The organism is Apilactobacillus bombintestini (assembly GCF_003627035.1).
In the GTDB taxonomy this organism is placed as follows: domain Bacteria; phylum Bacillota; class Bacilli; order Lactobacillales; family Lactobacillaceae; genus Apilactobacillus; species Apilactobacillus bombintestini.
Genome location: NZ_CP032626.1, coordinates 1,017,769 through 1,043,114, shown reverse-complemented (window position 1 = coordinate 1,043,114; position 25,346 = coordinate 1,017,769). Strand labels below are relative to the sequence as shown.

Here is a 25,346-nt window from a genome sequence, read left to right as displayed (position 1 = left end):
GGAGAAAATATATGAAGATTTTTAATCGATATACGGCAATTCGTTTAATATTTATTGTTATTGGCGCGTTGCTAGGGGTAATTTATTTACCAGTTATTTGGCATATGATGTGGATGCATCCATCTGAATTATTAAACAATGCAATAGTTAACTTTATTTTAGGTGGATTAATTTTTTATCTATTATCATTAATATTTAGTAGAAAGATATTAGATACACTTACGAAAATAGAAAACTATTTATTTAGTAAAAATCCGTTCTATATTTTAATGGGAACTATTGGATTAATTTTAGGCCTGGTATTGGCTATTTTGATTTCTACTGTGTTATTTAGAACTTCTAATTTAATAACTAATACTATCATTCCAGCATTATTGATGATTACGTTTGGTTATTTTGGTTTTCTATTGGGAACCACCAAGATGAATGAATGGAATAAAATTTTTAAAGTTAATTTTAAAAAGACTAATATTCCTTTCACTAATAGTGATAGTTCTAAACAATTTAAAATTTTGGATACCAACATTTTAATTGATGGTAGAATTTATGAAATTGCTAAAACAGGCTTTGTGGAAGGGACTTTATTAGTTCCTAAGTTTGTATTGTATGAACTACAATACATCGCCGATTCGGCTGATAGTCAAAAACGAGTACGTGGACGTCGCGGTTTGGATATTTTAAATAAACTACAAACCGATAAAATTATGCCTATAGAAATTACTAGCAAAGACTTCTCCAACATTGATGAGGTAGATACTAAGTTAATTAGATTGGCTAAAGAAGTAAACGGAACCATCATTACTAATGACTATAATTTAAGCAAAGTAATTCAATTTCAAAATGTAAAAGTTTTAAATATTAATGAATTAGCAAATGCTTTGAAACCACGTTATGTTCCTGGAGAACATTTAGAAGTAATGATTCTTAAAAAGGGAACTGAGCGTAACCAAGGAGTGGCATTCTTGGATGATGGAACCATGGTAGTAGTGGAAGAAGGTAAATTCCACTTAAACGAAAGATTATCAGTAGAGGTTACTAGCTCTATTCAAACAGATGCTGGTAAAATGATCTTTGCAAAGATAGATTGATAATAAAATTGTTATAGAAACACTTAGATTCAAGACTACACTTTATTTTTGTTAATAATAATTGTAAAATTAAAATGTTATTGTAAGAATTTTTTAAAAAGAGGAGAAGTTATCATTGGCTAATAAGAAAATTCGTGTTAGATACGCACCAAGTCCAACTGGACATTTGCACATTGGTAATGCTAGAACAGCTATTTTTAATTACCTATTTGCTAGACACAACAAAGGTAAGTTTATTATCCGTATTGAAGATACTGATACTAAACGTAATGTGGCTGATGGTGAGAAGAGTCAGTTAGACAACTTAAAATGGTTAGGCTTAGACTGGGATGAAGGTCCTGACAAGCCTGGTAAGTTTGGACCATACAGACAATCAGAAAGACGTTCTATTTATGACCCACTTATCCAACAATTATTGGATGAAGGAAAAGCTTACTACTCATACAGAACTGAAGAACAACTAACTGCTGATCGTGAAGATCAACGTGCTAGAGGAGTTATGCCTCATTACGAATATGAATATGCAGGTATGACTGATGAAGAAATTAAACAATCCATGGCTGAATCAGAAGCTAAGGGACTAAAACCAGTTATTCGTTTTAGAGTTCCTAAGAACAAGGTTTACGCATGGGATGATATTGTTAAAGGTCATGTTGAATTTAATTCTGATACTATCGGTGGAGATTTCGTTATTGTAAAACGTGATGGAATGCCAACTTACAACTTTGCCGTTATTGTTGATGACCACATGATGCAAATTTCTCATGTATTTAGAGGTGATGACCACGTTGCCAACACTCCTAAACAATTAATGATGTACGAAGCATTTGGTTGGGAACCACCTAAGTTTGGTCACATGAGTTTAATTACTAGTGCTGATACTGGTAAGAAATTGAGTAAACGTGATGAATCCATTATTCAATTTATTGAACAATACCGTGACTTAGGTTACCTACCAGAAGCTATGTTTAACTTCATTACTTTACTTGGTTGGTCACCTAAGGGTGAAGATGAAATCTTCTCTCAACGTGAATTCATTAAGATGTACGATGAAAATCGTTTAAGCAAGTCTCCTGCTAACTTTGACAACAAGAAACTAGAATGGATTAACAACCAATACGTTAAATCAGCTGATGAAGACGTAGTTATGGATCTTGCATTACGTCAATTAATTGCTAAGGGTAACATTCCAGAAAACCCAGATGCTAAGGATGTTGAATGGGCTCGTAAGTTAATTAACACTTACAAGCAACAAATGAGTTACATGGCTCAAATCAACTCCATGGCAGATGTTTTCTTCAATGAACCTAAAGAAATTTCTGGAGATGCACTAGAAGAAATTAGCAACGATACTGCACCAGTAGTATTAAAGGCATTTTCTGAAAAGATTAAGACACTTCCTATCTTTGATAAGATGGAAATCTTAAGAACTATCAAGTCAATTCAAAAAGAAACTAAGATTAAGGGTCGTAAGTTATGGATGCCAATTAGAATTGCGGTTACCCATGAAACTCATGGACCTGAACTACCTGAATCAATCGAATTGATTGGTAGAGAAAAGACCTTAAAGCACATCGAAGAAACTTTAAAGCAAATCAATAAATAATTTATAATAAAAAACCTTGTTAACTTATTTGTTAACAAGGTTTTTATTTAATTTGAACTAATATAGCTGCTATTATTATGATAAAATGAAGGTAAATGTAAAAAATAAGAATAGGGGTGCCATGGATGCTAAGGATCTATAATACATTAACGCAAGAAAAAGATGTTTTTAAACCAATAAAACCAAGAACGGTTAATATGTATGTGTGTGGTCCTACAGTATATAACTACATTCATATTGGAAATGCTAGAAGTATCGTTGCTTTTGATACTATTCGTCGTTATTTAGAATACTGCGGATATCATGTAAATTATGTTTCTAACTTTACCGATGTGGATGATAAGTTAATTAAAGCTGCTAAAGAACAAAATATGTCAGTTATGCAATTAGCTGATAAATATATTGATGCATTTAATGAAGATGTAAAAGCTTTAAATGTAGAACCAGCAACTATGAATCCACGTGCAACAGATAACATTGATGGCATAATTAAGTTTATAAAAGATTTAATCGCAAAAGACTATGCGTACGAAGTAGACGGGGATGTTTACTACCGTACTCGTAAATTCAAGGATTATGGTCATTTAGCACATCAAAGTGTTGATGATTTAGAATCTGGTGCAAGTAAACACGTAAGTGAAGAAGAATTAGCCAAAAAACAAGATCCAGTAGATTTTGCCTTATGGAAGAAAGCTAAGCCTGATGAAATCTCATGGGATTCACCATGGGGTAAGGGTAGACCAGGTTGGCATATTGAATGCTCTGTAATGTCTACTAAATACTTAGGTGACACAATTGATATTCACGGTGGTGGAGAAGATTTGAAATTCCCTCATCATGAAAATGAACGTGCACAAAGTGAAGCAGAAACTGGTAAAAAGTTTGTAAATTACTGGATGCATAATGGTTTTGTTACTGTAGGTGACGAAAACGAAAAGATGAGTAAATCATTAGGTAACTTTGTAATGGTTCACGATTTAATAAAGAAAGTGGATCCACAAGTTATTAGATTCTTAATGTCTACTACTCAATACCGTCGTCCTATCCAATATAACGAAGCTAATTTACAAGCAGCAGCTAATAATTTAAGTAAGCTACAAAATGCTTACAATAATCTAAAATATCGTTTAAAGAATGCCGAAGAAGGCAGCGATTTGAAGATGGAACAAGAAGTTAGACAAATTCAAGCAGATTTCCAAGATGCTATGGATGATGACTTTAATGCACAAAATGGAATTGACTGTGTTTATGAATTAGCCAAACTAGCTAATACTTATGCTGAAAGAGAATTCGTTTTTGCCGATACCATTAAGTTAGTTATTAAGAAACTAGAAAAAATGGCAGGAGTATTTGGAGTTGCATTTGTGGATGAAGAAATCACTGATGATTCTATCAAACAATTAATTGAAGAACGTAACGAAGCTCGTAAGAACAAAAACTTCGCTAGAAGTGATGAAATCAGAGAACAACTTAAAGAACAAGGAATTATCTTAGAAGATACAGCACAAGGCACTAGATTTAGAAGGGAATAAGTAATGAAAGAAGAAAATGTCGATTATAGACAATTAAATGGAATCGCACTAGCTTATTTAGGTGATTCCGTATACGAAGTATTTGTGCGTAAGCATTTACTAAATTTAGGAATTACTAAACCTAATCGTTTACAAAAGACTGCTAGAAAATATGTTTCTGCTAAAGCTCAAGCAGCATTAATTGATTTAATGGAACAAGATGATATTTTAACAGATGAAGAAATATCAGTTTTTAAGCGTGGACGTAACGCTAAAAGTTATACCCACGCCAAAAATACTAGTGTATTAACTTATCGTTATTCAACTGGTTTCGAAGCTATGATGGGTTATTTATCATTAAGTAAGCAAGATGATCGATTAAGAGAATTATCAGAATGGTGTATAAAACAAGTAGATGCCGGGAGGCCAGAGTATGAAAAATAATAATCAAAGTGAATTTATCATCGGAAGACATCCGGTTATTTCAGCACTTCGTGGAAAACAAGAAATTAACAAAGTCTTTTTACAAACTGGTATTAGAAAAGACGAAAAAAGTGTAGAAGAAATTATTAAATTAGCTAAGAAAAAGCGTTTAGTTATTTCTACAGTACCTAAGCAAAAACTGGATTTATTATCTGATAATCAAAATCACCAAGGAGTAGTATTGTCTATTTCACCATATAAATATGCTACTGTTGATGAATTGTTTGAAAATGCAGAAGCAAAACAAGAAGCTCCTTTCTTTTTGATTTTGGATAATATCGAAGATCCTCATAATTTAGGATCTATTATTAGAACTGCGGATGCAGCAGGTGTTAGTGGAGTAATCATTCCTAAACATCGTGCTGTGGGATTAACCTCTACAGTGGCTAAAACATCTGCGGGTGCAATTGAAAGAATTCCGGTGGCACGAGTTACTAACTTAATGAATACCATCAACGAATTAAAAGATCGTGGAGTTTGGGTATTTGGTACAGATATGAAAGGAACTGATTACCGTAGATGGGATGCTAAAGGCCCTGTAGCGGTAATTATTGGAAATGAAGGTAAAGGTATTTCACCATTACTAAAGAAAAATGTGGATGAAATGCTTACTATTCCAATGGTAGGAAATCTACAAAGTTTAAATGCCAGTGTAGCTGCTAGTTTATTAATGTATCAAGCCTTTAATTCCAGAAATCCGCTATAAAGGATAGGATTAAATGAAAAAACAGTTACTACTAATTGATGGCTATAATGTGATTGGAAATTGGCCTGAATTAAATCAATTAAAACTGGCGGATCGCTTAGCGGATGCTAGAGATAGATTAATTGATATCATAGCTGAATATAAAAAATATCGTGATTTAGATATGCAAATTATTTTTGATGCTATGTATGTGCCGGGATTATCCAAAAAAGATAATAAACACAATTTAGATATTATATGGACTAATAAAGATGAAACTGCAGATAGTTACATCGAAGCTTATGCTAGACAAAAACAATCACGATTTGTACAAGTAGTGGTGGTTACTTCTGATCAAGCTGAACAATGGACGGTTTTTTCAGCGGGAGCATTAAGAATATCTGCAAGAGAATTGTTGAGGGATGTTAAGCGTTCTAAACAAGAAATTAAGCATCAAGTTCATAATTATACCCACCAATCTAGAGTTAGAATTACTCCATGGTCACAAGACCAGTTATTAGAGTTGGAGCATCTTCGAGATAATCTTTCTGATAAATAAAATATAAATATTTATATTTAGTTTTAATAAATATAAATGAACTATAGTTCCCTTGTTCGTTCGGTATGTAATGCATAATGTGATACATATATTCGAATGAGAAGGGAGCTTTTTTAGTGAGAAGAACTGATGAATTAGATTTAAAATTGATACAAGATTTTCACAATGGAAAAGAAGAAGAATCCATCAAAGAACTTTTTTATAAGTATTTACCACTTATAGTAGGGTTATGGAGTAGATATCCTTTCTCAGACTTAGAGTTGGATGACTGGAAACAGGAATGCACGATAATATTAATACGCAATTTGAAAAAATATCATAAAAATATGAATAATAGTTTTGGAACTTTATTTAAGTCCAGCGTTTTTAATCGATATAAAGATCAATTACGCAGAAGAAACGCTATGAAGAGAATACCTGAAGATAAAATGATTTATGAGTCTTCCATTGAAGAACAGGGTGGTATTTATACTGTAAGAGATAAAAGCAATATAGATCCACTAAGAAATTTGGATACTAAAATTATATTTGAATTACTTATAAAAAAGTTAACTGATTTTGAATTAGAGGTACTAAAGAGTAATTTAATCAAAATAAATAATGAAAACTGTGAAGCCATACTGAATATGAGAGAACAATTCTGTAGAAAATATAAAGATGGCGATAGGCAATTTATGAATTGTAGAAGAAATATTAGAAGCAAACTTCGCGAAGTGATTGATTATTTACAAGGTGAATGGGATAATGATGCACATCATTGACTGAAAAAAATATAAATGCTAATATAAAATTACATTTACGTAAGGGACGTAAGCTATATGTCACAGAAAAAAGTTGCACTAGAATGCTCAGTATGTGGTTCAAGAAACTACACAACTAGCGTTGGTAATAATCATGAAAATCGTTTAGAAGTTAAAAAATATTGTAAGCATTGTGAAAAATCTACATTACACAAAGAGACCCGTTAGTTGGAGGACGAAAAAATGAAATTAATTAACTTTTTTAAGAGTGTTGGTACTGAAATGAAAGCCGTTGTTTGGCCTAATGGACATCAAACTAAGATTGACACAAGCATAGTAGTAGGAATGTCTGTCTTATTTGCAATTTTCTTTGCAATCATTGATTGGGCTATTCAATCCGGACTATTGTTCCTATAATTTGGTATTTTAAATTAATAATAATAGTGATATCATATATTTAGTTTGAAACTTCGTTTGAGCGAAGTTTTTTTATTTTGCAAAAATTTAAAAAGGAGTTAATAGCAATGGAATCAGCAAAAAAACAATGGTATGTTATTCATACTTATTCTGGTTATGAAAATAAAGTTAAGACTAACCTAGATTCACGTAAAGAATCCATGGGTATGTCAAACTATATTTTTAGAGTAGTCGTACCAGAAACTGAAGAACATGAAGTTAAAAATGGTGTCGATAAAGTTAAGATGGACAAAACTTTCCCTGGTTACGTACTAGTTGAAATGGTAATGACTGACGAATCATGGTACATCGTTAGAAATACACCAGGTGTTACTGGATTTATCGGATCACATGGTCAAGGTAGTAAACCAACACCATTACTTCCTGATGAAGTAGAATTAGTACTAAGCCGTTTAGGCGTAGCTCAAGAAAAACAAGAATTGGATGCAGAAGTGGGCGATACTATTACTATTGTAGATGGTGCTTTTGCTGAATTAACTGGTAAGATCATTGAAAAAGATGATGAAAAAGGTAAATTAAAGGTTAATATTGATATGTTTGGCCGTGAAACCACTGCTGAATTAGACTTTAACCAAGTAGAACCAATTCTTAAATAAAAATGGGTTGTTAAATTTATATTAAAGTGTTATATTATATTTTGTATGCTCGTGCATACTAAGTGGGAGGAGAAATATAATCTCCAATTTTTACCACACACGGACTTAAGGAGGTATGTCTCGTGGCTAAAAAAGTAGCTAACGTAGTTAAATTGCAAATTCCTGCGGGTAAAGCAACACCTGCTCCTCCAGTTGGACCTGCATTGGGTCAAGCTGGTATCAACATTATGGGATTCACTAAGGAATTTAATGCTCGTACTGCTGATCAAGCAGGATATTTAATTCCGGTTGTAATCTCTGTATATGAAGATCGTTCATTCGATTTCATTACTAAGACACCACCTGCTTCAATTCTATTGAAGAAGGCTGCTGGTGTTGAACATGGTTCCGGTGAACCAAATACTAACAAGGTTGCTAGTGTAACTAAGGACCAAGTTAAGGAAATCGCCGAAACTAAGATGAAAGATCTAAACGCAGCTGATGTTGAAGCCGCAATGCGTATGATCGAAGGTACTGCTCGTAGTATGGGATTCACTGTTGAAGGTTAATTCAATACTTTTTCAGTAAGTACCATAGCACCTATAATTTAGGTGCTATGTGGGAGGTTTATCCGTTACAACCACAATTGCAAGGAGGAAAACACAGATGGCTCAAAAAAGAGGTAAAAAGTATCAAGATGCTCTTAAACAAGTAGACCGTAACAAGGCTTACTCAGTTGAAGACGCTGTTGAACTTGTTAAGAAAATTGATTTTGCTAAGTTCGATTCAACTGTTGAAGTTGTATTTAACTTAGATGTTGACACTAAACAAGCTGATCAACAATTACGTGGTGCTGTTGTACTACCAAATGGTACAGGTAAAGACCAAAAAGTTGTTGTATTTGCTAAAGGTGACAAGGCTAAAGAAGCTGAAGAAGCCGGCGCAGATGTTGTTGGTGACGCTGATTTAGCTGAAAAGATTCAAAATGGTTGGTTAGACTTTGATGTTGCTATCGCAACACCAGACATGATGGCTCAAGTTGGTCGTTTAGGACGTGTACTTGGACCTAAAGGTCTAATGCCAAACCCTAAGACTGGTACAGTTACTATGGATGTTAAGAAAGCTGTTTCAGATTCTAAGTCAGGTAAGGTTACTTACCGTACTGACCGTGATGGTAACGTTGCTGTTATCATTGGTAAGTCATCATTCGATGCTGATAAATTAGTTGGTAACTTCAAGACAATTGAAGACTTAATTGTTAAGAACCGTCCAGCTTCAGTTCGTGGTACTTACATTAAGAACCTATCAGTTTCAACAACCTTTGGACCAGGTGTTAAGGTTGATCTAGAATCATTCTAAAGTTAAGAGATTAATTTGGAATTTTAAAATCCCTATTGACCAAGTTATATAAATATAGTAAACTACTATTTGTTATAAATTTGATATCTACCTAAGACTTGGGTGGCAATAATTTGTCTTAATATTTCCCAACGAGGACATTAAAACGGTTTCTCTATGTCTAGGTAGGCATAGGGATTTTTTATTAAATCCCAAAAAAAGTTTGGGAGGTGAAATATATGCCAAAAAAGGAAGTAATTGACGCTAAGGCAAAACGTGTAGATGCTATTACAGAAAAGTTTAACAATGCTGATACTGCTATTGTAGTTAACTACCGTGGTTTGAACGTTGCCGAAGTTACTGATTTACGTAAACAATTACGTGATGCAGGTGTTTCATTCAACGTTATTAAGAACAACATTGCCGTACGTGCTTCAAAGAATGCTGGTTACGAAGAACTAGGAGACTTATTCAAGGGTCCTACTGCCGTAGCATTCTCTGATGAAGATCCTATTGCACCAGCTAAGGTATTAAAGCACTTTGCTGACAATACTGATGCTGTTGAAATCAAGGGTGGTGTTCTTGAAAACAAGGTATCTACTCTTGAAGAAATTGACGAATTCGCTAGTCTACCAACTCGCGAAGAATCAATTACAAAACTTGCTATCATGTTACAATCACCTGTTCGCAAGTTCGCTGTTGCTGTTAAAGCAGTTGCAGAAAAGGGCGACGATGGCGACGCAGCCTAAGCTCATAAACTAAAATTATAAATATCCAAATTGGAGGAAATTAAAATGGCTTTTGATAAAGATAACATTATTGAACAAATTAAAGAAGCTTCAATCACTGACTTAAACGACTTAGTTAAGGCAATTGAAGAAGAATTCGACGTTTCAGCTGAAGCAGCTGTTGCTCCAGCTGCTGGTGGTGCTGATGGTGCTGCTAAAGACTCATTCACTGTTGAACTAACTGGTGCTGGTAACCAAAAGGTTAAGGCAATCAAGGTTGTTCGTGAAATCACTGGTTTAGGTCTAAAAGACTCAAAAGACTTAGTTGACAACGCACCTTCAGTTGTTAAAGAAGACGTTAAAGAAGACGAAGCTAACGACATCAAGTCAAAACTTGAAGAAGTTGGTGCAGAAGTTACTGTTAAGTAATTTTTGTTTCTTACGAAAAAGATGTGTGATTCTATCACACATCTTTTTTTATTTCTTTTTTCACAATATTGCTTGTTATGTTTATTATAAATTGAGATAATGTAGTTAATTACTGATTTGGAGGAAACGTAATTGAAAGCTTTATTTAAGAAATGTGCAGATTGGATTAATCGACACATGACTTTAGTGAAAGTGCTTTTTGTACTTTTTGTTCTTGTTGTCGTGGTACATGTTATTTTCTCAGTATCACGTGAAATTAGTGGAGAACAAATGGAAAGAAGTTTTGCAACACTTTCACCTTGGTCAATATTTATAATGATAATATTGGGATTTGTTGCTGTATCACCAATGTTGATATATGATTTCACAATTGTTGATTTTCTACCAGGAAAGTTTAAGAAAACATATATTGCAAAGACGGGTTGGATTACTAATACCTTAACCAATATCGCCGGATTTGGTGGCGTGTTAGGTGCTAGTATGCGATCGAGTTTTTATAGCAAAAATGCCACTAAAAAACAAATATTATATGCAATTTCGAAGATAGTAATATTCTTATTAGCTGGATTGTCAACTTATTGTTGGATTGCGTTAATTATGATGTTTAGCTTCGGTTTCGGAACTAATAGTCATGATTGGTGGTGGTGGATAGTATTAGTCTTAGGTGGATTATACTTCCCAATTCTTTTACTATTCACTAGAAAAAATGACTCTGAATATTTCAAAGACTTGACCCTTAAATTAGAATTACAACTTATTTTAGGCTCATGTTTAGAATGGCTAGGATGTGCTGGATTATTTATGATTATTGGTGCATTTATGCATCAACCTATTAATTTAATAGCAGTATTTCCAGTCTTCGTTGTAGCCAACGTAGTAGGGGTTGCTTCCTTAGTTCCTGGTGGATTAGGTAGTTTTGAAGGAACTATGTTACTAGGATTAACTTTTATTGGAGTTTCTCCAAGTAGTGCAGCTGTATGGTTGCTATTATATCGTGCTTTCTACTACATTTTCCCAGTCGCATTAGGAATCGTTTTCCTAGTTTTTGATATTTTACAAAGATTAAACAATTTCTTAGATGATATTCCTAAGTTAATTGTACAAAAGTTAGCACACGTATTTATTACCGTGTTTATGTATTTCTCAGGAATAATGATGTTATTATTAGCAGTTATTCCTAACTTAGTATTAGTTAATAGATTCTATGTTTCATTAGAACCATACTCGTTCTACTTTTTAGATCAATTAACAACTGTTATTGTGGCATTCCTATTAATTGGATTTGCCCGTGGATTTGGTTCTAAAGTTAAAAAGGCTTTCTGGCCTACAACTGTTATTCTATTAATTTCAATGGGAAATACTCTTTGGAAAGAAGATTTTCCACCTGTAATGATAGTACTATCATTAATTTTAGTAATTTGTTTATGGTTAAGTTATGGTGTGCTATATCGTGATAAATTCACTTATTCATGGGGACATGCATTAGTTGATTTATTCATTTTTGGAATTTCTTTTGTAATCTACGCAATTATTGGATTATTAACTAATTTCAAATTTGCGGTATTCCATTGGACTAATTCTTATTTATTCCCATCACCACAAGTATGGTTTGCTGGATTCTTAGGATTAATATTAGCCTGCTTGATTTTAGTCTTAACTTACCGTTTCTTATCCTACAGCAAGGTAGATTGGTTAGATCAACCATTCGATGCTGAACGTGTAAGCAATGTAATTAATGACTTTGGTGGAAATGAAGTTAGTCATTTAGCATATGTAAGAGATAAAAGTATCTATTTCTATCAAGAAGATGGAAAAGATCAATTATTCTTTATGTATAAATGTCGTGCTAACAAGATTATTGTAATGGGTGAACCTATTGGTAATCTTGATAAGCTAGAACCTGCCATTGATCAATTTATCGATGATAGTGATAATATTGGTTATTCACTAGTATTCTATGAAATTGGTGAAGAATTAACTATGTTACTACACGAAAAAGGATTTAGTTTTACAAAAGCAGGGGAAGAAGGACACGTTGCTTTAGATACTTTCAGTATTTCTGGTAAAAAGCATCGTGGTGAAAGAGCTTTGATGAATAAATTTGATCGTGATGAATATAAATTTGAAATTATTCAACCACCATTTTCTGATGAATTTATTAAAGAACTAAAGGATGTTTCTGATGACTGGTTACATGGAAAACCAGAAAAAGGATTCTCTCTAGGTTACTTTGATAAATATTATTTAAATCAAGCTCCTATTGCAGTTATGAAAGATAAAGATAACCAAGTAGTAGCTTTTGCTAACATTATGCCAACTGGTGATCATGAAATGACTTCTATTGATCTAATGAGATCAAGTGAAGCTGCACCATCAGGTATTATGGATGGAATATTTATTAATTTATTTAACTACGTAAAGGATGAAGGATACAAATTCTTTAATCTAGGAATGGCTCCATTATCCAACGTGGGTGAATCTAGATACAGTTTCTTAGATGAAAAGATTTGTAACTTAATCTACAAATATGGTACTGCTTTCTATAGCTTCCAAGGATTAAGATCATATAAAGAAAAATATGTTAGTAAATGGGCTCCTAAGTATATTTCATACCGTCGTGGTAATTCACTAGTATTTACCATGCTTCAATTATTGAAGTTAGTAAATGAACATATTGATACAAATGAAAGTAAGAAATCATGGTTATGTAAAATGCTTAAAAAATAGTGTCTATTAGCTAATCAAGTTAATGGATATAAAATGGTCCACATTAGATAATTAAATGTCTAGTGTGGACCATTTTTTGTGAAAAATAGATGCTTTTGAATATTTGTATAAAAAAATCACCATAGATAATTCTATGGTGATTTTTATTAATATTATTTGTTATCTTTTGGATACCAAATCTTGTAGTCGTTGTCTTTCATTGCTTCAACTTTACCTAGACGGTAACCATTACCAACTTGTGAGAAGAAGTCATGGTTAGCAGTGGAAGTGGAGATACCATTCATAACGATTGGATCAACATCTTCAGCTGTGTCAGGGAATAGAGGATCTTGACCTAAGTTCATAAGCGCCTTATTAGCATTGTAACGAATGAATTTAAGTACATCATCGCTCCAACCAACTTGGTCATATAGCATATGAGTGTATTTTTCTTCGTTAGAGTACAAGTCATATAAGAAGTTGTACATCCAGTCTTTTAGATCTTGTTGTTGATTATCGCTTAATTTATTAAAACCAATTTGGAATTTGTAACCAATGTAGGTACCGTGAACAGATTCATCACGCAAAATTAATTTAATAATTTCAGCAACATTAGGTAACTTATTGTGACCTAAATACCATAGTGGTGTGTAGAAACCAGAGTAGAACAAGAAAGTTTCTAGGAATACACTAGAAATCTTCTTTTTTAGTGGATTAGAGTCATCATGGTATAAATCATAAATGCGTTTAGCTTTGTTTTGTAGAAATTCTTCTGAATCACTCCAGTCGAAGATTTCAGAAATTTCTTCTGGAGTATTTAGAGTAGAAAAGATAGATGAATAACTTTTAGCATGAACAGATTCCATGAATTGGATGTTGTTTAATACAGCTGTTTCATGTGGAGTAGCTACATCTTTTCTAAGAGCTGCCATTCCATCTTGTGATTGAAGAGTGTCTAGAAGGGTAAGGCCACCGAAGACATGTCCAACTAACCATTTGTGGTCATCATCTAGAGTTCTCCAGTCAGCTAAATCATTGGAAAGAGGAATTCTAGTATCTAACCAAAATTGTTCAGTTAATTTTTCCCAGGTAGCTTTATCAATTTGATCACTAATAGCATTCCAGTTGATAGCTTTGTAATTATCCATTGTTATATATTCTCCTATCTAATTAGATTGAACAACTTTCACATTCGTTGACACCGACTTCTTGGTTATCATCAGTGTAAGTTCTTACGTAGTAAAGTGACTTAATGCCTCTAGCGTGAGCATAATTTCTTAGAATAGTTAAGTCACGAGTAGTCATTTTATTAGTACGACCATCTTTCCATTCGTATAAACCTTCTGGAATAGTGGAACGCATGAATAAAGTTAGACTCAAACTTTGATCAACATGTTCTTGTGCAGCAGCATAGGTATCGATAACTTTACGCATATCAATATCGTAAGCTGATTGATAGTATTTGATAGTGTCATTAGATAAGTATGGAGCTGGATAGTAAATCTTACCAGTCTTAGATTCATATCTTTCTTCAATCTTACTAATGATAGGGTGCAAACTAGCAGTTGAATCATTAATGTATGAGATTGATCCATTAGGAGCAACTGCCATTCTGTTTTGATGGTATAAACCATGTTCCATAACATTCTTCTTAAGAGCTTCCCAATCGCTAGGTTGAGGAATGAAGATGCCATCAAATAGTGATTTAACTACATCAGATTTTGGACCCCATGATTTGTTGATGTATTTGTCGAAGTAACTTCCATCAGCATATTTACTCTTATCAAAATTGTGGAAAGTTTGGTTTCTTTCAGTAGCAATCTTGTTGGAAGCAACTAGTGTCCAGTAGTTTAATAACATAAAGTAAACACCAGTAAATTCAATAGCTTCATCAGAACCATATTGAATCTTGTTCTTAGCTAAGAAACTGTGAAGTCCCATACCACCAAGACCAATACTGTGAGATAAGTCATTACCATTTTGAATGGAAGGTACTACATCAATATGAGAATGATCAGTTACAAATGTTAAAGCACGAACCATTGAGTCAACTGATTTACCAAAGTCTGGACTAGCCATTAAGTTAACAATATTAGTAGAACCTAGGTTACATGATACATCAGTACCTAAATCAGTGTAATGTTGTTGGTTATCAACAGTTGATGGTTCTTGAACTTGCATAATTTCAGAACACAAGTTACTCATAACAATCTTTCCATCGATAGGGTTATCACGGTTAGCAGTATCAATATTGATGATGTATGGGTAACCAGATTCTTGTTGTAACTTACTGATGTCAGTTTCTAGTTCACGAGCACTAATCTTAGTTTTCTTAATTTCATCATTGTTAACCATGTTGTCGTATTCCTTGGTAATGTCAACGTAAGAGAATGGCTTTCCATAAATACGTTCAACATCGTAAGGACTGAACAAGTACATGTCTTCATCATTTTTAGCTAATTCATAGAACTTGTCAGGTACAGTGACCGCTAGTGATAAAGTCTTAACACGAATCTTTTCATCGGCATTTTCTTTTTTAGCTGATAGGAAAGAAACGATATCGGGATGGAATACACTTAGGTAAACGGCACCGGCACCTTGACGTTGTCCTAATTGGTTAGAATATGAAAAACTATCTTCAAGTAATTTCATAACTGGAACTACACCAGAAGCAGCTCCTTCAATATGCTTAATTGGATCACCAGCGGCACGTAGGTTAGATAAGTTGATACCTACACCACCACCGATACGTGATAATTGAAGAGCAGAGTTAATAGTTCTACCAATAGTATTCATATTATCAGTAGGTTGAATTAAGAAACATGATACAAATTCACCACGACGTTTTCTTCCTGCATTTAAGAAAGAAGGGGTGGCAGGTTGATATCTTTGGTGAATGATTTCATCAGCTAAATTCATAGCTAATTCTTCATTACCATCTGCAAAGAACAAAGCATTAGTAGCAACACGATCAATGTATTGTTCTAGGTAATAATTACCATCATTTGTCTTTAAAGCGTATTGAGCATAAAACTTGTAAGCAGCCATAAATGATTTGAAATGAAAGTTTTGGCTCTTTAGGTAGTCATACAATTTTTCAATGAAAGAAAAATTGTATTTTTTTATGAATCCAGCTTCTAAGTAGTCATTTTCTACTAAGAAGTGGAATCTTTCTTTTAGAGAACCAAAAGTTTTCAAATTAGGCTTAACATTTTCTTTGATAAAGGCTTCGAGCGCTTCTTTATCCTTATCCAATTGGATTTTGTTATCCTTTGGAATGTTAATCTCATTATTCAAATCGTAATAGGTTACATCCTTCAAATCTTTTAACGACATGTTCAAACCACTCTTTCATAAAAAATATATATATTATTAATTGTATTAGATAAAATATGGCGAGACCATTAGCGGTTTCGCCATTAATGTATTTATATTATAATGGATTAGTTAAGTCTAACTAATTAAGCAAGTTGACTCAATTGATCTGGTCTGAAACCTGAAATGGCGTCAATACCATCGGCTTCAACAACTGGTAGGGACATGAATCCCTTAGATTTTAGATAAGAAACATATTCAGGTTGTTCATTAATGTTTCTTTCTTCAAAATCGATATCATGTTCACTTAAAAATCTTTTAGTCATTTTGCATTGCATGCAATTGTTCTTTGAGTACACAGTTACTTTAGCCATGGTAATCTTCCTTTCTTTTTTCGTCCGATTGATTTAATTTATATATAAAATTCTACACCAGAAAATAAAAAAATCAAATTAAAAAACACCATATTTAGTGGTCGAATAACGCCTACTCTACTAAATACAGTGCTTCAGCAAAAATTATTATTTTTTTCTAAAAGGATCTGATATAAAAATGAACGAATTCTATTATACACCGAACCCACATGTTGTCCATGAACTTCATACATGGAATTTTGATTTATTAGGGAACACATTAACCTTTACTACAGACAATGGAGTTTTTTCTAAAAGAACTGTTGATTTTGGTTCAAAAACTTTAGTAGAAAATGTTAATTTTGATAAAATTCCTGCCGGAGATATTTTGGATTTAGGTTGTGGATATGGACCTATGGGTATTTCTTTAGCCAAAGTTCATCCTGATCGTAATTTTGAAATGGTAGATGTTAATAATTTAGCATTGTCCTTAGCTAAAAATAATGCTGAACAAAATCATGTAAGTAATGTTAATATTCATAATTCTGATGTTTATGAAAATGTAGAAAACAAATTTGCTGCTATCGTAACTAATCCACCAGTAAGGGCTGGTAAGAAAATAGTAGATGCAATGATTTCTGGTGCTACACAACATCTAGTGGAAAATGGAACACTAACTGTAGTTTTACAAAAGAAACAAGGGGCTCCATCAGCTAAAAAATTAATGAAGTCATTATTTGGTAATTGTGAAATCATTAAGAAGAACAAGGGATACTACATTTTAGAGAGTGTTTATAATGGATAAAAATAAAGAATACTTTATGAAAATAGCACTTCAGGAAGCTAAGAAGGCTGCATTAATACAAGAAGTTCCAATTGGTGCAATTGTAGTTTACGATGGAAAAATAATTGGACGTGGACACAATTTAAGAGAACATAGTCAAAATACTATTGATCACGCTGAAATGGTGGCAATAGATGAGGCATGTAGAAATCTAAGAAGTTGGCGTTTAGCTGATTGTGATTTATACGTAACGATTGAACCTTGCTTGATGTGTGCAGGAGCAATCATTAATGCAAGGGTTAAAAATGTTTATTATGGTGCGCCTGATTATAAAGCAGGGGCTGCCGAAAGTTTATATAATGTTTTTAATGACAGTCGATTGAATCATTTGGTACATGCTGAAGGAGGCATACTAAGTACTGAATGTGGACAAATTATGAAAGACTTTTTCAAAAAAGCTCGTAAAAAAAGAAAAGCACAAAAAAGAGCAAATATGGTTGAAAAATAGTTCCAAATAAGTTAATATAATTATTGCCGTAAGGCCTTGAAGCAAAGTTGTGTTTACGAACCGTGTCAGATCCGAGAGGAAGCAGCACTAAGTATTCTACGCTTGTGCTTCTTGTTTTTTATACAAATAAACTCTTAGTCAATTGCTGGCTAAGAGATTTTTTTTACATAAAATTATGGCAATCATGGCATATTTATTCGATAGAATATATAATGAATGTAACAAGTTTTTTGAAAGGAAGTTTTCCATGAGTTATCAAGCTTTATATCGAGTATGGAGACCGCAACGTTTTGATGATGTTATTGGTCAAAATATCATTACGAAGACGTTAAAAAATGCGATTATAACTAATCAATTGAGCCATGCTTATTTATTTGCCGGTCCACGAGGAACGGGGAAAACTTCAGCTGCTAAAATTTTAGCAAAAGCCATTAATTGTCCTAATCAAAAAGATGGGGAACCATGTAATGAATGCGAAATTTGTAAAAGCATTACTAATGGAACTTTAAATGATGTAATCGAAATTGATGCTGCTTCTAACAATGGGGTAGAAGAAATTAGAGATGTTCGTGATAAAGCTAAATATGCACCAACACAGGCTACTTATAAAGTCTACATTATTGATGAAGTTCACATGCTTTCTACAGGTGCTTTTAATGCATTGCTAAAAACACTAGAAGAACCACCTGCTCATGTAATTTTCATATTAGCAACTACGGAACCACAAAAGATTCCAGCTACAATTATCTCTAGAATGCAAAGATTTGATTTTAAGCGAATCACTTCTAAAGATATTTTGGATAGAATGGAATATATTTTGAATCAAAAGGATATAGAATATGATGACAAAGCATTAAAAGTCATTGCTAAAGCCGCTGAAGGTGGAATGCGTGATGCTTTGAGTATTCTAGATCAGGTTTTGTCATTTGGAATGGATAAGGTTAGCTATGAGAATGCACTGGAAGTAACTGGAACAGTTACTAAAGATTTACTGGCAAAATATTTAGAGAACGTAATTAACAATGATGTAAAAGATGCGTTATTGAATGTTCGTGAAATGTTGGAGTCAGGTAAGGATGCAGCACGTTTTGTAGAAGACGTTATTAAATATTGCCAAGATTTATTGTTATATCAACAATCACCTGAAATGGTGGAAGAATCTGAATTAGGTGTTATGGATGATTCATTTAAAAAGATTTCTGATGAAATTAAACCTACTACCATCTATCAAATGATTGTGGATTTAAATGATATTCAAAATCAAATGCGTTATACCATGCACCCAGATGTATATTTGGATGTCTTAACTGTTAAGTTAGGTACTATTGGTGATCAAGAAGTTAATACACAAACCGTTGCTAATTCTGCAACTAACGTTAAACCAAGTGCACCAGCCGTTAATAATAATGAAGTAGCGGAACTAAAGAAAGAAATTTCTAATTTACAAAATCAAGTTCAAAAATTATCACAAAGTTCTGGCGGCTCAGTAAACAATACTGCTAGTCAACCTGTAGAACATGCACAGGCAACACAACATAGAGCTCCTGCTCATCGTGGTAATGATGAACATATTAACTTAACACAAATTTATCCAATACTTGATAATGCTACTAGAAAAGATTTAGTAAATGTGCAAGGTATATGGGATGAATTGTTGCAACATTTAGATGTAACTAAACGTGCGATGATGAATGTTTCTAAACCAGTGGCAGCTAGTCACGATGGGGTAGTAGTATCATTTGAATATCCATTCTTATTTACTAAAGCTAATAATGATAGAGAATTAAGTGATGCATTGGATAATACACTAGATTCCATTTTGGGATATGTTCCTAAGATAGTATTTATTCCTGGTGATAAATGGCCAGAAATTAGAAAAGGATACATTGTTGCACAGAAAAACAATGATAGACCTACTAGTGAAAATAGTGATAAAAATGAACAATCATCTGTTGAAAATTCTGAAGAAAAACCTGATAATGTTAATGAAACAGATGAAAAAGAACCTAAAATTGTTAAACAAGCTACCCAATTATTTGGGAAAGATATATTAGATATTAAAGATGATTAAGGAGATGTAGATATTATGATGAATGGTATGAACATGGGAAAAATGATGAAACAGGTAAAACAATTACAAAAACAAATGGGTGCAGAACAAGAACAAATTAACAGCACCGAATTTGTTGGTAAAGCACCTGAAGATATGGTTACAGTAACTTTTTCTGGTGACAGAAAGATGAAAGACATGAAGATTAAACCAGAAGCATTAGATCCAGAAGATCCTGATATGACTTCTGACTTAGTTATCAGTGCTGTAAATGATGCATTATCACAAATTGAAAAAACTACACAAGATTCTTTAGGTAAATACACAAAAGGTATTCCAGGAATGTAATTAAAATAAAGAAGGTAAAATATGCAATATCCGGAACCAATTGCTAAATTAATTGATAGTTTCATGCGTTTACCTGGCGTTGGTCATAAGACAGCCATTCGATTAGCATATTATGTGGTTGATATGAATAAGGATGATGTAAAGAAGTTTTCTTCAGCTTTAAATGAAACAAAGGACAAGTTAATGTATTGTTCTGTTTGTGGAAATTTAACTGATGAAGACCCTTGCGTTATTTGTCGTGATAAAAATCGTGATCAATCACAAGTATTGGTTGTTGAACAACCTAAAGACATAATGGTTATGGAAAAAATGAAAGATTACCATGGCCTATATCATGTTTTGAATGGTGTGTTATCACCAATAGAAGGTAAAGGACCAGAAGATTTAAATATTAAATCGTTAATTAAACGCCTACAAAGTAATAGTGAAATCAAAGAAGTGATTATTGCTACTAACGCTACTCCTGAAGGTGAAGCAACGGCAATGTATCTATCTAGATTAATTAAGCCAGCAGGTATTAAGGTTACTAGATTGGCACATGGATTATCAGTAGGTAGTGATATCGAATACGCCGATGAAATGACTCTTTCTAGAGCGGTTTCAGGCAGAACTGAAATGTAGGAGAGATAGAAATGTTAGGCTTTAGAAGATTTCCTAAAAATGTGGGAAGACAATATGATGAGTTTTTGTTAGATTCTATCGATAGAGCTAAAGATGAATGGGATCAAGCTGCAGAAACAGAACAAGCTATTTCTGAAGTTGATGGTGAAATTGTTGCGCAAACTCGCTTAGCACGTCAAAAGTATTTATTCTTGTATCGTGAAGCTAGAGAACGTAATGTTTCAAATAATCGAATTCAATCTTCGGTTATTGATTACTAAATAAAGGTGTCTTTATTCTTTTGAATTAAGACACTTTTTATTTGTAATTCGTTTGTTGAAAGATATAAATTAAAGTACAATGAAAGTAGAAAGTTGAAAGTCGAGGTAAGAATATGTCCGGTAAGTTTATAACATTTGAGGGAACAGATGGTGCAGGAAAGACCACTATCCTAAATATGGTGTTAAAACATTTAGAAGCCACTATGAAAGATAATTTGGTTACAAGTAGAGAACCTGGTGGTAATCCAATCGCGGAAAGTATTCGCCAAGTGATTTTGGATCGTAATAATGTAGATATGGATCCTAAAACAGAAGCATTATTATATGCTGCTGCTCGTCGCCAAAATATAGTAGAAACTGTAAAACCAGCGCTAGAAAATAACAAATTAGTTATTTGTGATCGCTATTTAGACAGTTCTATCGCTTATCAAGGTGGTGGAAGAAACATTGGTGAAAAAGCAATTAATGATATGAATCAATTTGCTACTGATGGCTTCTTACCTGATTTAACTATCTATTTTAATTTACCAGTAGAAGATGGTTTGAAACGTATCGCTCAAAATCGTGATGAAAATGATATCGATAGATTAGACGTTGAAACCATTGATTTTCATCATAGAGTTCATGATGCATATCAAAGATTGATGAAAGAATACCCAGATCGTATTTATGCAGTGGATGCTAGACAATCGATTGATGATGTTTATGAAGATGTGATGAAGATTTTACAACCATATGTAAATGAATTTAAAGACTAAGGAAGGTGCATTGAGATGAAACTTTTAATTGTGATTGTACAAAATAAAGACGCTAACAAACTTCAAAATGCATTTGCAAAGAGTAATGTACACCAAACTAAGTTATCCACAACTGGCGGTTTTTTGAAGTCTGGAAACACCACCTTTATGATTGGAATTGAAGATAATAGAGTACAAGACGTGTTAGATATTATTAAGAAAGTATCCAGCAAACGTGAACAATACATGACTCCTCCAGTTAACTTAGATGGTGGGGTATCTGATGCCTCATATCCTGTAAAAATTGAAGTAGGCGGTGCAACCGTAATGGAAATGCCTATGGACAATTTTTATCGCTTTTAATGGGGACCACTAATGACCGAAAATCAAGTTATTCAAGAAACTGAATTAAAACAAAAAGATTTGATGAATAAGTTTATTCATGTAATTGAAAATCATGAATTATCTCATTCATACTTGTTTAATGGAGAAGAAGGGGTAGGAAAGTTATCATTAGCATTATTCATTACTATGCGAATGTTTTGTAAAAATGTTACTGATGACTCGATGCCTTGTGGAAAATGTGATGAGTGTAGACGTATTGCTACGCAACAACATCCGGATGTGGTAATAATTAAGCCTGAGGGTTTAAGCATTAAAGTTGATCAGATTCGTTATTTGAAATCTGAATTTTCTAAAAGTGGTTTAGAAGGAAATAAAAAATTCTTTATAATCCAAGATGCTGAAAAAATGACCACAGGTGCTGCTAACAGTTTGCTAAAATTTATAGAAGAACCTGGTGCTAATATAGTATCCTTTTTATTAACTACTAATAGAAACCTTATCTTACCTACAATTATTTCTAGAACTCAGGTTGTGGACTTAGAATCACTTTCTGAGGACACCTTCAATAAAGAACTAGAAAAAGTAGGTGTGGCACCAAGTCAATTTAAATTATTAGGAAAATTAACTAATCGCATTTCTACCGTTAAAGAATGGCAAGAAGAAGACTGGATAAAAAACTCTACGAGCGTAGTAGGCCACTGGTTTGATTATTTAACCAAGCGAGATGGCGATGCATTTGTAATCATACAATCCAACTTAATGCCACTTATGACAGATAATAATAAAAAACAATCATTGATAAATATGTTATTATCTATTTTTGAAGATGTATTAAATGCTAAATATATAGGAAATGATGATTTTTGTTTTCCTAAGCAAGCTGCCAACATCAAATTATTGGCTAGTCAATTAAGTGAATCTCAATTAGTTCAGATAATTGAAACTATTCTTAATTGCAACAGTAAGATGGCAGTAAATGTTAGTTTTCAAAATATTTTGGAAGCTACTACTTTAAGAATATTAAAGATTTTAGAATAGTAATACAGAGGTGAATTTGATTGGATAAACGTGAATTATATGACGGAATGAAAAACATGGAAGCACAAACTCAAATTATGTTAACTAAGTTCACTGAACTTCGTGAAGGACTAGCCGATGTAATGGAAGAAAATGCCGAATTGCGAATTGAAAATCAGCATCTTCATGATTTTATAGCGGAAAGAAAAAATGATGACGAGGCTAGCGACAATCATGAGCCTCGATTATCTAAGTCTAGAAAGAATCTAGAAAACTTGTACAATGAAGGATTTCACGTATGTAACCAATTTTATGGTTCACACCGTGAAGATAACGAAAGTTGTATTTTTTGTAATGAGATTTTGAATCGCTAATACTGGGGGATGCCATTTGCAAGAACAACATAGTTTTATCTCCAATAATGATAAAGGAATTTTATACTTAGTTCCTACACCTATTGGAAACTTAGAAGATATGACCTATCGTGCAATTCGTACTTTAAAAGAAGTCGATTTAATTGCCGCTGAAAATCCAGGTCATACTCAACAATTATTAAATCGTTTTGAAATTGATACCAAAAAGATTAGTTTTAGAGAAGATAATAAAGAATATCGAATCGACGAACTAATTGAAGATCTAAATAATGGCATGAATGTTGCACAAGTTAGTGATGCAGGGATGCCTTCGATTAGTGATCCAGGACAAGAACTAGTAAGTGCTTGTGTTAAAAATAATATTAATGTGGTTCCTCTACCAGGTGCTAATGCTGGTATAACAGCATTAATTGCTTCTGGATTGTTACCACAACCATTTTATTTTTATGGATTCTTAAATCGTAAGAAAAGTGAACAACTGGATGAATTAAAGAAATTAAATCTTCATAGCGAAACTTTGATTTTTTATGAAGCCCCACATCGTTTAGCTAAAACTCTAAAGAACATGAAGAGTGTATTTGGAGAAAATCGTTTAGCTGTATTATGTAGAGAATTAACTAAAAAATTTGAAGAATTTGATAGAGGAACTCTTGCAGAATTACTAGAATGGGCTAACAGTAACCAAGTTAGAGGTGAATTCGTAGTAATTGTTCAAGGAAATTCTCACGCAGATGAAGAAAGTGATAAGAATGATGAATTATCAGGCTTATCTATAAAAGACCAAGTGGAAGTATTTATAAAAAAAGGTATGAAAACTAATGCTGCAATTAAGGAAGTAGCTAAGTTGCATAATGTAAAGAAACAAGAAATTTATAATATCTACCACGAAATTTAGAAGTGAGGGAAGAAACATGCAACCAAGCGTTTTTAGTGAAAAGCACCGTGTAACTTATTATGAAGCGGACTTCACCAAGCGAATGACTTTGGCTATGATGCTGGACGTTATTATCTTAACTTCCGAAGATCATAGTGATGAATTAGGAGTAGGTGCTGATTTTGTAAGACAATTTGGTGTTACTTGGGTAGTTATTCAATACAATGTTGATATTAATCGTATGCCATTGGTTGATGAAAATATAACTATATACACTAAATCTAAATCATATAATAAGTACTTTGCTTACCGTGAATTTACTATTGAAGATGAAAAAGGTAACGAGTTAGTTCATATGACTGGTTTATGGGCTGCTATGAATTATGAAGCTAGAAAGATTGCTTCTATTCCAAAGGAAACAGTGGAACCATTTGGTGCAGAAAAAGTAAACCAAGTACCTAGAATGGGTAAACCTAAGAAAGTTGACTTTGATAATGCAGATTCTAAGGAATACCAAGTTCGTTACACTGATATTGATTCTAATAAGCATGTAAATAACGCACATTATATGGATTGGATGGTAAATGTTTTACCTTCTGAATTTTTGACTAACCATACACCATGTCATTTTGATTTAAGATATGAAAATGAAGTTAAATATGGTACAGATGTTAATGTAAAGAGTTATTACAATATGGATAAGCTAGATGATGGTCGTATCTTAACTAGACACCAAATTATGAGTGGAGACAGTCATTCAGCTATTTCTAATATTATGTGGCGTGCAAACGATTAAAAAATAGATGTTTTCATTTTTATTATGGAGACATCTATT

General features: G+C 33.0%; 30 protein-coding genes, 1 other RNA gene and 1 other annotated feature. Of the genes, 28 read left to right on the top strand and 3 right to left on the bottom strand.

Features of this window, described 5'->3' with window-relative positions:
- The first annotated feature begins 11 nt into the window (after window positions 1–11).
- The 15 genes from D7I45_RS05215 (at window position 12) to mprF (ending at window position 12,946) form a co-directional block, all read left to right on the top strand.
- Window positions 12–1,088 (top strand): PIN/TRAM domain-containing protein, encoded by a 1,077-nt coding sequence (locus tag D7I45_RS05215; RefSeq protein ID WP_120784672.1) that lies wholly within the window; start codon window positions 12–14, stop codon window positions 1,086–1,088.
- A 115-nt stretch (window positions 1,089–1,203) separates the two neighbouring features.
- A complete protein-coding gene (gltX, locus tag D7I45_RS05210) occupies window positions 1,204–2,694 on the top strand; it encodes a glutamate--tRNA ligase (RefSeq protein WP_120784671.1) in 1,491 nt (496 codons plus the stop codon).
- Between the two features lie 125 nt (window positions 2,695–2,819).
- On the top strand, window positions 2,820–4,226 hold the full coding sequence (gene cysS, locus D7I45_RS05205) for a cysteine--tRNA ligase (RefSeq protein ID WP_162924104.1): 1,407 nt from the start codon (window positions 2,820–2,822) through the stop codon (window positions 4,224–4,226).
- A 3-nt stretch (window positions 4,227–4,229) separates the two neighbouring features.
- The gene (locus D7I45_RS06210; protein ID WP_162924103.1) at window positions 4,230–4,649 is read left to right on the top strand and encodes a Mini-ribonuclease 3; all 420 of its coding nucleotides are present in this window, start codon (window positions 4,230–4,232) and stop codon (window positions 4,647–4,649) included.
- Window positions 4,639–5,394, top strand: a complete 756-nt coding sequence (gene rlmB, locus D7I45_RS05200; protein ID WP_120784670.1) for a 23S rRNA (guanosine(2251)-2'-O)-methyltransferase RlmB — start codon at window positions 4,639–4,641, stop codon at window positions 5,392–5,394. Before D7I45_RS06210 ends, rlmB begins: the two co-directional genes overlap by 11 nt.
- Window positions 5,395–5,407: 13 nt before the next feature.
- Window positions 5,408–5,932: an NYN domain-containing protein gene (locus tag D7I45_RS05195; protein ID WP_120784669.1), complete on the top strand. Its 525-nt coding sequence runs from the start codon at window positions 5,408–5,410 to the stop codon at window positions 5,930–5,932.
- A gap of 116 nt (window positions 5,933–6,048) precedes the next feature.
- The gene (locus tag D7I45_RS05190; protein ID WP_162924102.1) at window positions 6,049–6,693 is read left to right on the top strand and encodes a sigma-70 family RNA polymerase sigma factor; all 645 of its coding nucleotides are present in this window, start codon (window positions 6,049–6,051) and stop codon (window positions 6,691–6,693) included.
- Window positions 6,694–6,750: 57 nt separating this feature from the next.
- On the top strand, window positions 6,751–6,900 hold the full coding sequence (rpmG, locus tag D7I45_RS05185; protein ID WP_120784667.1) for a 50S ribosomal protein L33: 150 nt from the start codon (window positions 6,751–6,753) through the stop codon (window positions 6,898–6,900).
- 15 nt (window positions 6,901–6,915) lie between these two features.
- Window positions 6,916–7,089, top strand: a complete 174-nt coding sequence (gene secE / locus D7I45_RS05180) for a preprotein translocase subunit SecE (RefSeq protein WP_120784666.1) — start codon at window positions 6,916–6,918, stop codon at window positions 7,087–7,089.
- A 107-nt stretch (window positions 7,090–7,196) separates the two neighbouring features.
- Complete coding sequence (nusG, locus tag D7I45_RS05175) at window positions 7,197–7,745, top strand: transcription termination/antitermination protein NusG (RefSeq protein WP_120784665.1); 549 nt, start codon at window positions 7,197–7,199, stop codon at window positions 7,743–7,745.
- A 122-nt stretch (window positions 7,746–7,867) separates the two neighbouring features.
- On the top strand, window positions 7,868–8,293 hold the full coding sequence (gene rplK, locus D7I45_RS05170) for a 50S ribosomal protein L11 (protein ID WP_034531902.1): 426 nt from the start codon (window positions 7,868–7,870) through the stop codon (window positions 8,291–8,293).
- Between the two features lie 97 nt (window positions 8,294–8,390).
- A complete protein-coding gene (gene rplA, locus D7I45_RS05165) occupies window positions 8,391–9,083 on the top strand; it encodes a 50S ribosomal protein L1 (protein WP_120784664.1) in 693 nt (230 codons plus the stop codon).
- Between the two features lie 72 nt (window positions 9,084–9,155).
- Window positions 9,156–9,275: a sequence feature (ribosomal protein L10 leader region), on the top strand.
- Window positions 9,276–9,301: 26 nt separating this feature from the next.
- The gene (rplJ, locus tag D7I45_RS05160; RefSeq protein ID WP_120784663.1) at window positions 9,302–9,811 is read left to right on the top strand and encodes a 50S ribosomal protein L10; all 510 of its coding nucleotides are present in this window, start codon (window positions 9,302–9,304) and stop codon (window positions 9,809–9,811) included.
- 45 nt (window positions 9,812–9,856) lie between these two features.
- On the top strand, window positions 9,857–10,219 hold the full coding sequence (rplL, locus tag D7I45_RS05155) for a 50S ribosomal protein L7/L12 (RefSeq protein ID WP_120784662.1): 363 nt from the start codon (window positions 9,857–9,859) through the stop codon (window positions 10,217–10,219).
- 132 nt (window positions 10,220–10,351) lie between these two features.
- A complete protein-coding gene (gene mprF, locus D7I45_RS05150; RefSeq protein WP_422664723.1) occupies window positions 10,352–12,946 on the top strand; it encodes a bifunctional lysylphosphatidylglycerol flippase/synthetase MprF in 2,595 nt (864 codons plus the stop codon).
- Window positions 12,947–13,098: 152 nt separating this feature from the next.
- On the opposite strand, the gene nrdF is transcribed toward mprF, so the two are convergent.
- From nrdF to D7I45_RS05135, 3 genes are all read right to left on the bottom strand, one after another.
- Window positions 13,099–14,073 carry a class 1b ribonucleoside-diphosphate reductase subunit beta gene (gene nrdF / locus D7I45_RS05145; protein ID WP_120784661.1) on the bottom strand — a complete coding sequence of 325 codons (975 nt, stop codon included), beginning with the start codon at window positions 14,071–14,073 and terminating at the stop codon, window positions 13,099–13,101.
- A 22-nt stretch (window positions 14,074–14,095) separates the two neighbouring features.
- Complete coding sequence (nrdE, locus tag D7I45_RS05140) at window positions 14,096–16,261, bottom strand: class 1b ribonucleoside-diphosphate reductase subunit alpha (protein ID WP_120784660.1); 2,166 nt, start codon at window positions 16,259–16,261, stop codon at window positions 14,096–14,098.
- 125 nt (window positions 16,262–16,386) lie between these two features.
- Window positions 16,387–16,614, bottom strand: coding sequence for a redoxin NrdH (locus tag D7I45_RS05135; RefSeq protein ID WP_120784659.1), 228 nt, complete (start codon window positions 16,612–16,614; stop codon window positions 16,387–16,389).
- Between the two features lie 178 nt (window positions 16,615–16,792).
- Here D7I45_RS05135 and D7I45_RS05130 point away from each other — a divergent pair, with 178 nt between their 5' ends.
- The 13 genes from D7I45_RS05130 to D7I45_RS05070 all read left to right on the top strand — a co-directional run bounded on the left by D7I45_RS05130 (window position 16,793) and on the right by D7I45_RS05070 (window position 25,307).
- Window positions 16,793–17,398, top strand: a complete 606-nt coding sequence (locus tag D7I45_RS05130; protein WP_120784658.1) for a class I SAM-dependent methyltransferase — start codon at window positions 16,793–16,795, stop codon at window positions 17,396–17,398.
- On the top strand, window positions 17,391–17,885 hold the full coding sequence (gene tadA / locus D7I45_RS05125) for a tRNA adenosine(34) deaminase TadA (protein WP_120784657.1): 495 nt from the start codon (window positions 17,391–17,393) through the stop codon (window positions 17,883–17,885). The genes D7I45_RS05130 and tadA overlap by 8 nt, the downstream gene beginning before the upstream one ends.
- A 27-nt stretch (window positions 17,886–17,912) precedes the next feature.
- Window positions 17,913–18,009: signal recognition particle sRNA small type (gene ffs, locus D7I45_RS05120), an RNA gene on the top strand.
- A gap of 123 nt (window positions 18,010–18,132) precedes the next feature.
- Window positions 18,133–19,956 (top strand): DNA polymerase III subunit gamma/tau, encoded by a 1,824-nt coding sequence (gene dnaX, locus D7I45_RS05115; RefSeq protein WP_120784656.1) that lies wholly within the window; start codon window positions 18,133–18,135, stop codon window positions 19,954–19,956.
- 15 nt (window positions 19,957–19,971) lie between these two features.
- Window positions 19,972–20,283: a YbaB/EbfC family nucleoid-associated protein gene (locus D7I45_RS05110; RefSeq protein ID WP_120784655.1), complete on the top strand. Its 312-nt coding sequence runs from the start codon at window positions 19,972–19,974 to the stop codon at window positions 20,281–20,283.
- Window positions 20,284–20,304: 21 nt separating this feature from the next.
- Window positions 20,305–20,904 carry a recombination mediator RecR gene (gene recR / locus D7I45_RS05105; RefSeq protein WP_120784654.1) on the top strand — a complete coding sequence of 200 codons (600 nt, stop codon included), beginning with the start codon at window positions 20,305–20,307 and terminating at the stop codon, window positions 20,902–20,904.
- Window positions 20,905–20,915: 11 nt separating this feature from the next.
- Window positions 20,916–21,164: a YaaL family protein gene (locus D7I45_RS05100; protein ID WP_120784653.1), complete on the top strand. Its 249-nt coding sequence runs from the start codon at window positions 20,916–20,918 to the stop codon at window positions 21,162–21,164.
- A gap of 113 nt (window positions 21,165–21,277) precedes the next feature.
- Window positions 21,278–21,922 carry a dTMP kinase gene (gene tmk, locus D7I45_RS05095; protein WP_120784652.1) on the top strand — a complete coding sequence of 215 codons (645 nt, stop codon included), beginning with the start codon at window positions 21,278–21,280 and terminating at the stop codon, window positions 21,920–21,922.
- A 15-nt stretch (window positions 21,923–21,937) separates the two neighbouring features.
- Window positions 21,938–22,264, top strand: a complete 327-nt coding sequence (locus D7I45_RS05090; protein ID WP_120784651.1) for a cyclic-di-AMP receptor — start codon at window positions 21,938–21,940, stop codon at window positions 22,262–22,264.
- Window positions 22,265–22,276: 12 nt separating this feature from the next.
- Window positions 22,277–23,284: a DNA polymerase III subunit delta' gene (gene holB, locus D7I45_RS05085; protein ID WP_120784650.1), complete on the top strand. Its 1,008-nt coding sequence runs from the start codon at window positions 22,277–22,279 to the stop codon at window positions 23,282–23,284.
- Between the two features lie 20 nt (window positions 23,285–23,304).
- A complete protein-coding gene (locus D7I45_RS05080) occupies window positions 23,305–23,637 on the top strand; it encodes a DNA replication initiation control protein YabA (protein ID WP_120784649.1) in 333 nt (110 codons plus the stop codon).
- A 16-nt stretch (window positions 23,638–23,653) separates the two neighbouring features.
- Entirely contained in the window at window positions 23,654–24,532 is an 879-nt protein-coding gene (gene rsmI, locus D7I45_RS05075; RefSeq protein WP_120784648.1) for a 16S rRNA (cytidine(1402)-2'-O)-methyltransferase, read from the top strand.
- Window positions 24,533–24,548: 16 nt separating this feature from the next.
- A complete protein-coding gene (locus D7I45_RS05070; RefSeq protein ID WP_120784647.1) occupies window positions 24,549–25,307 on the top strand; it encodes an acyl-[acyl-carrier-protein] thioesterase in 759 nt (252 codons plus the stop codon).
- Window positions 25,308–25,346: the final 39 nt, after the last annotated feature.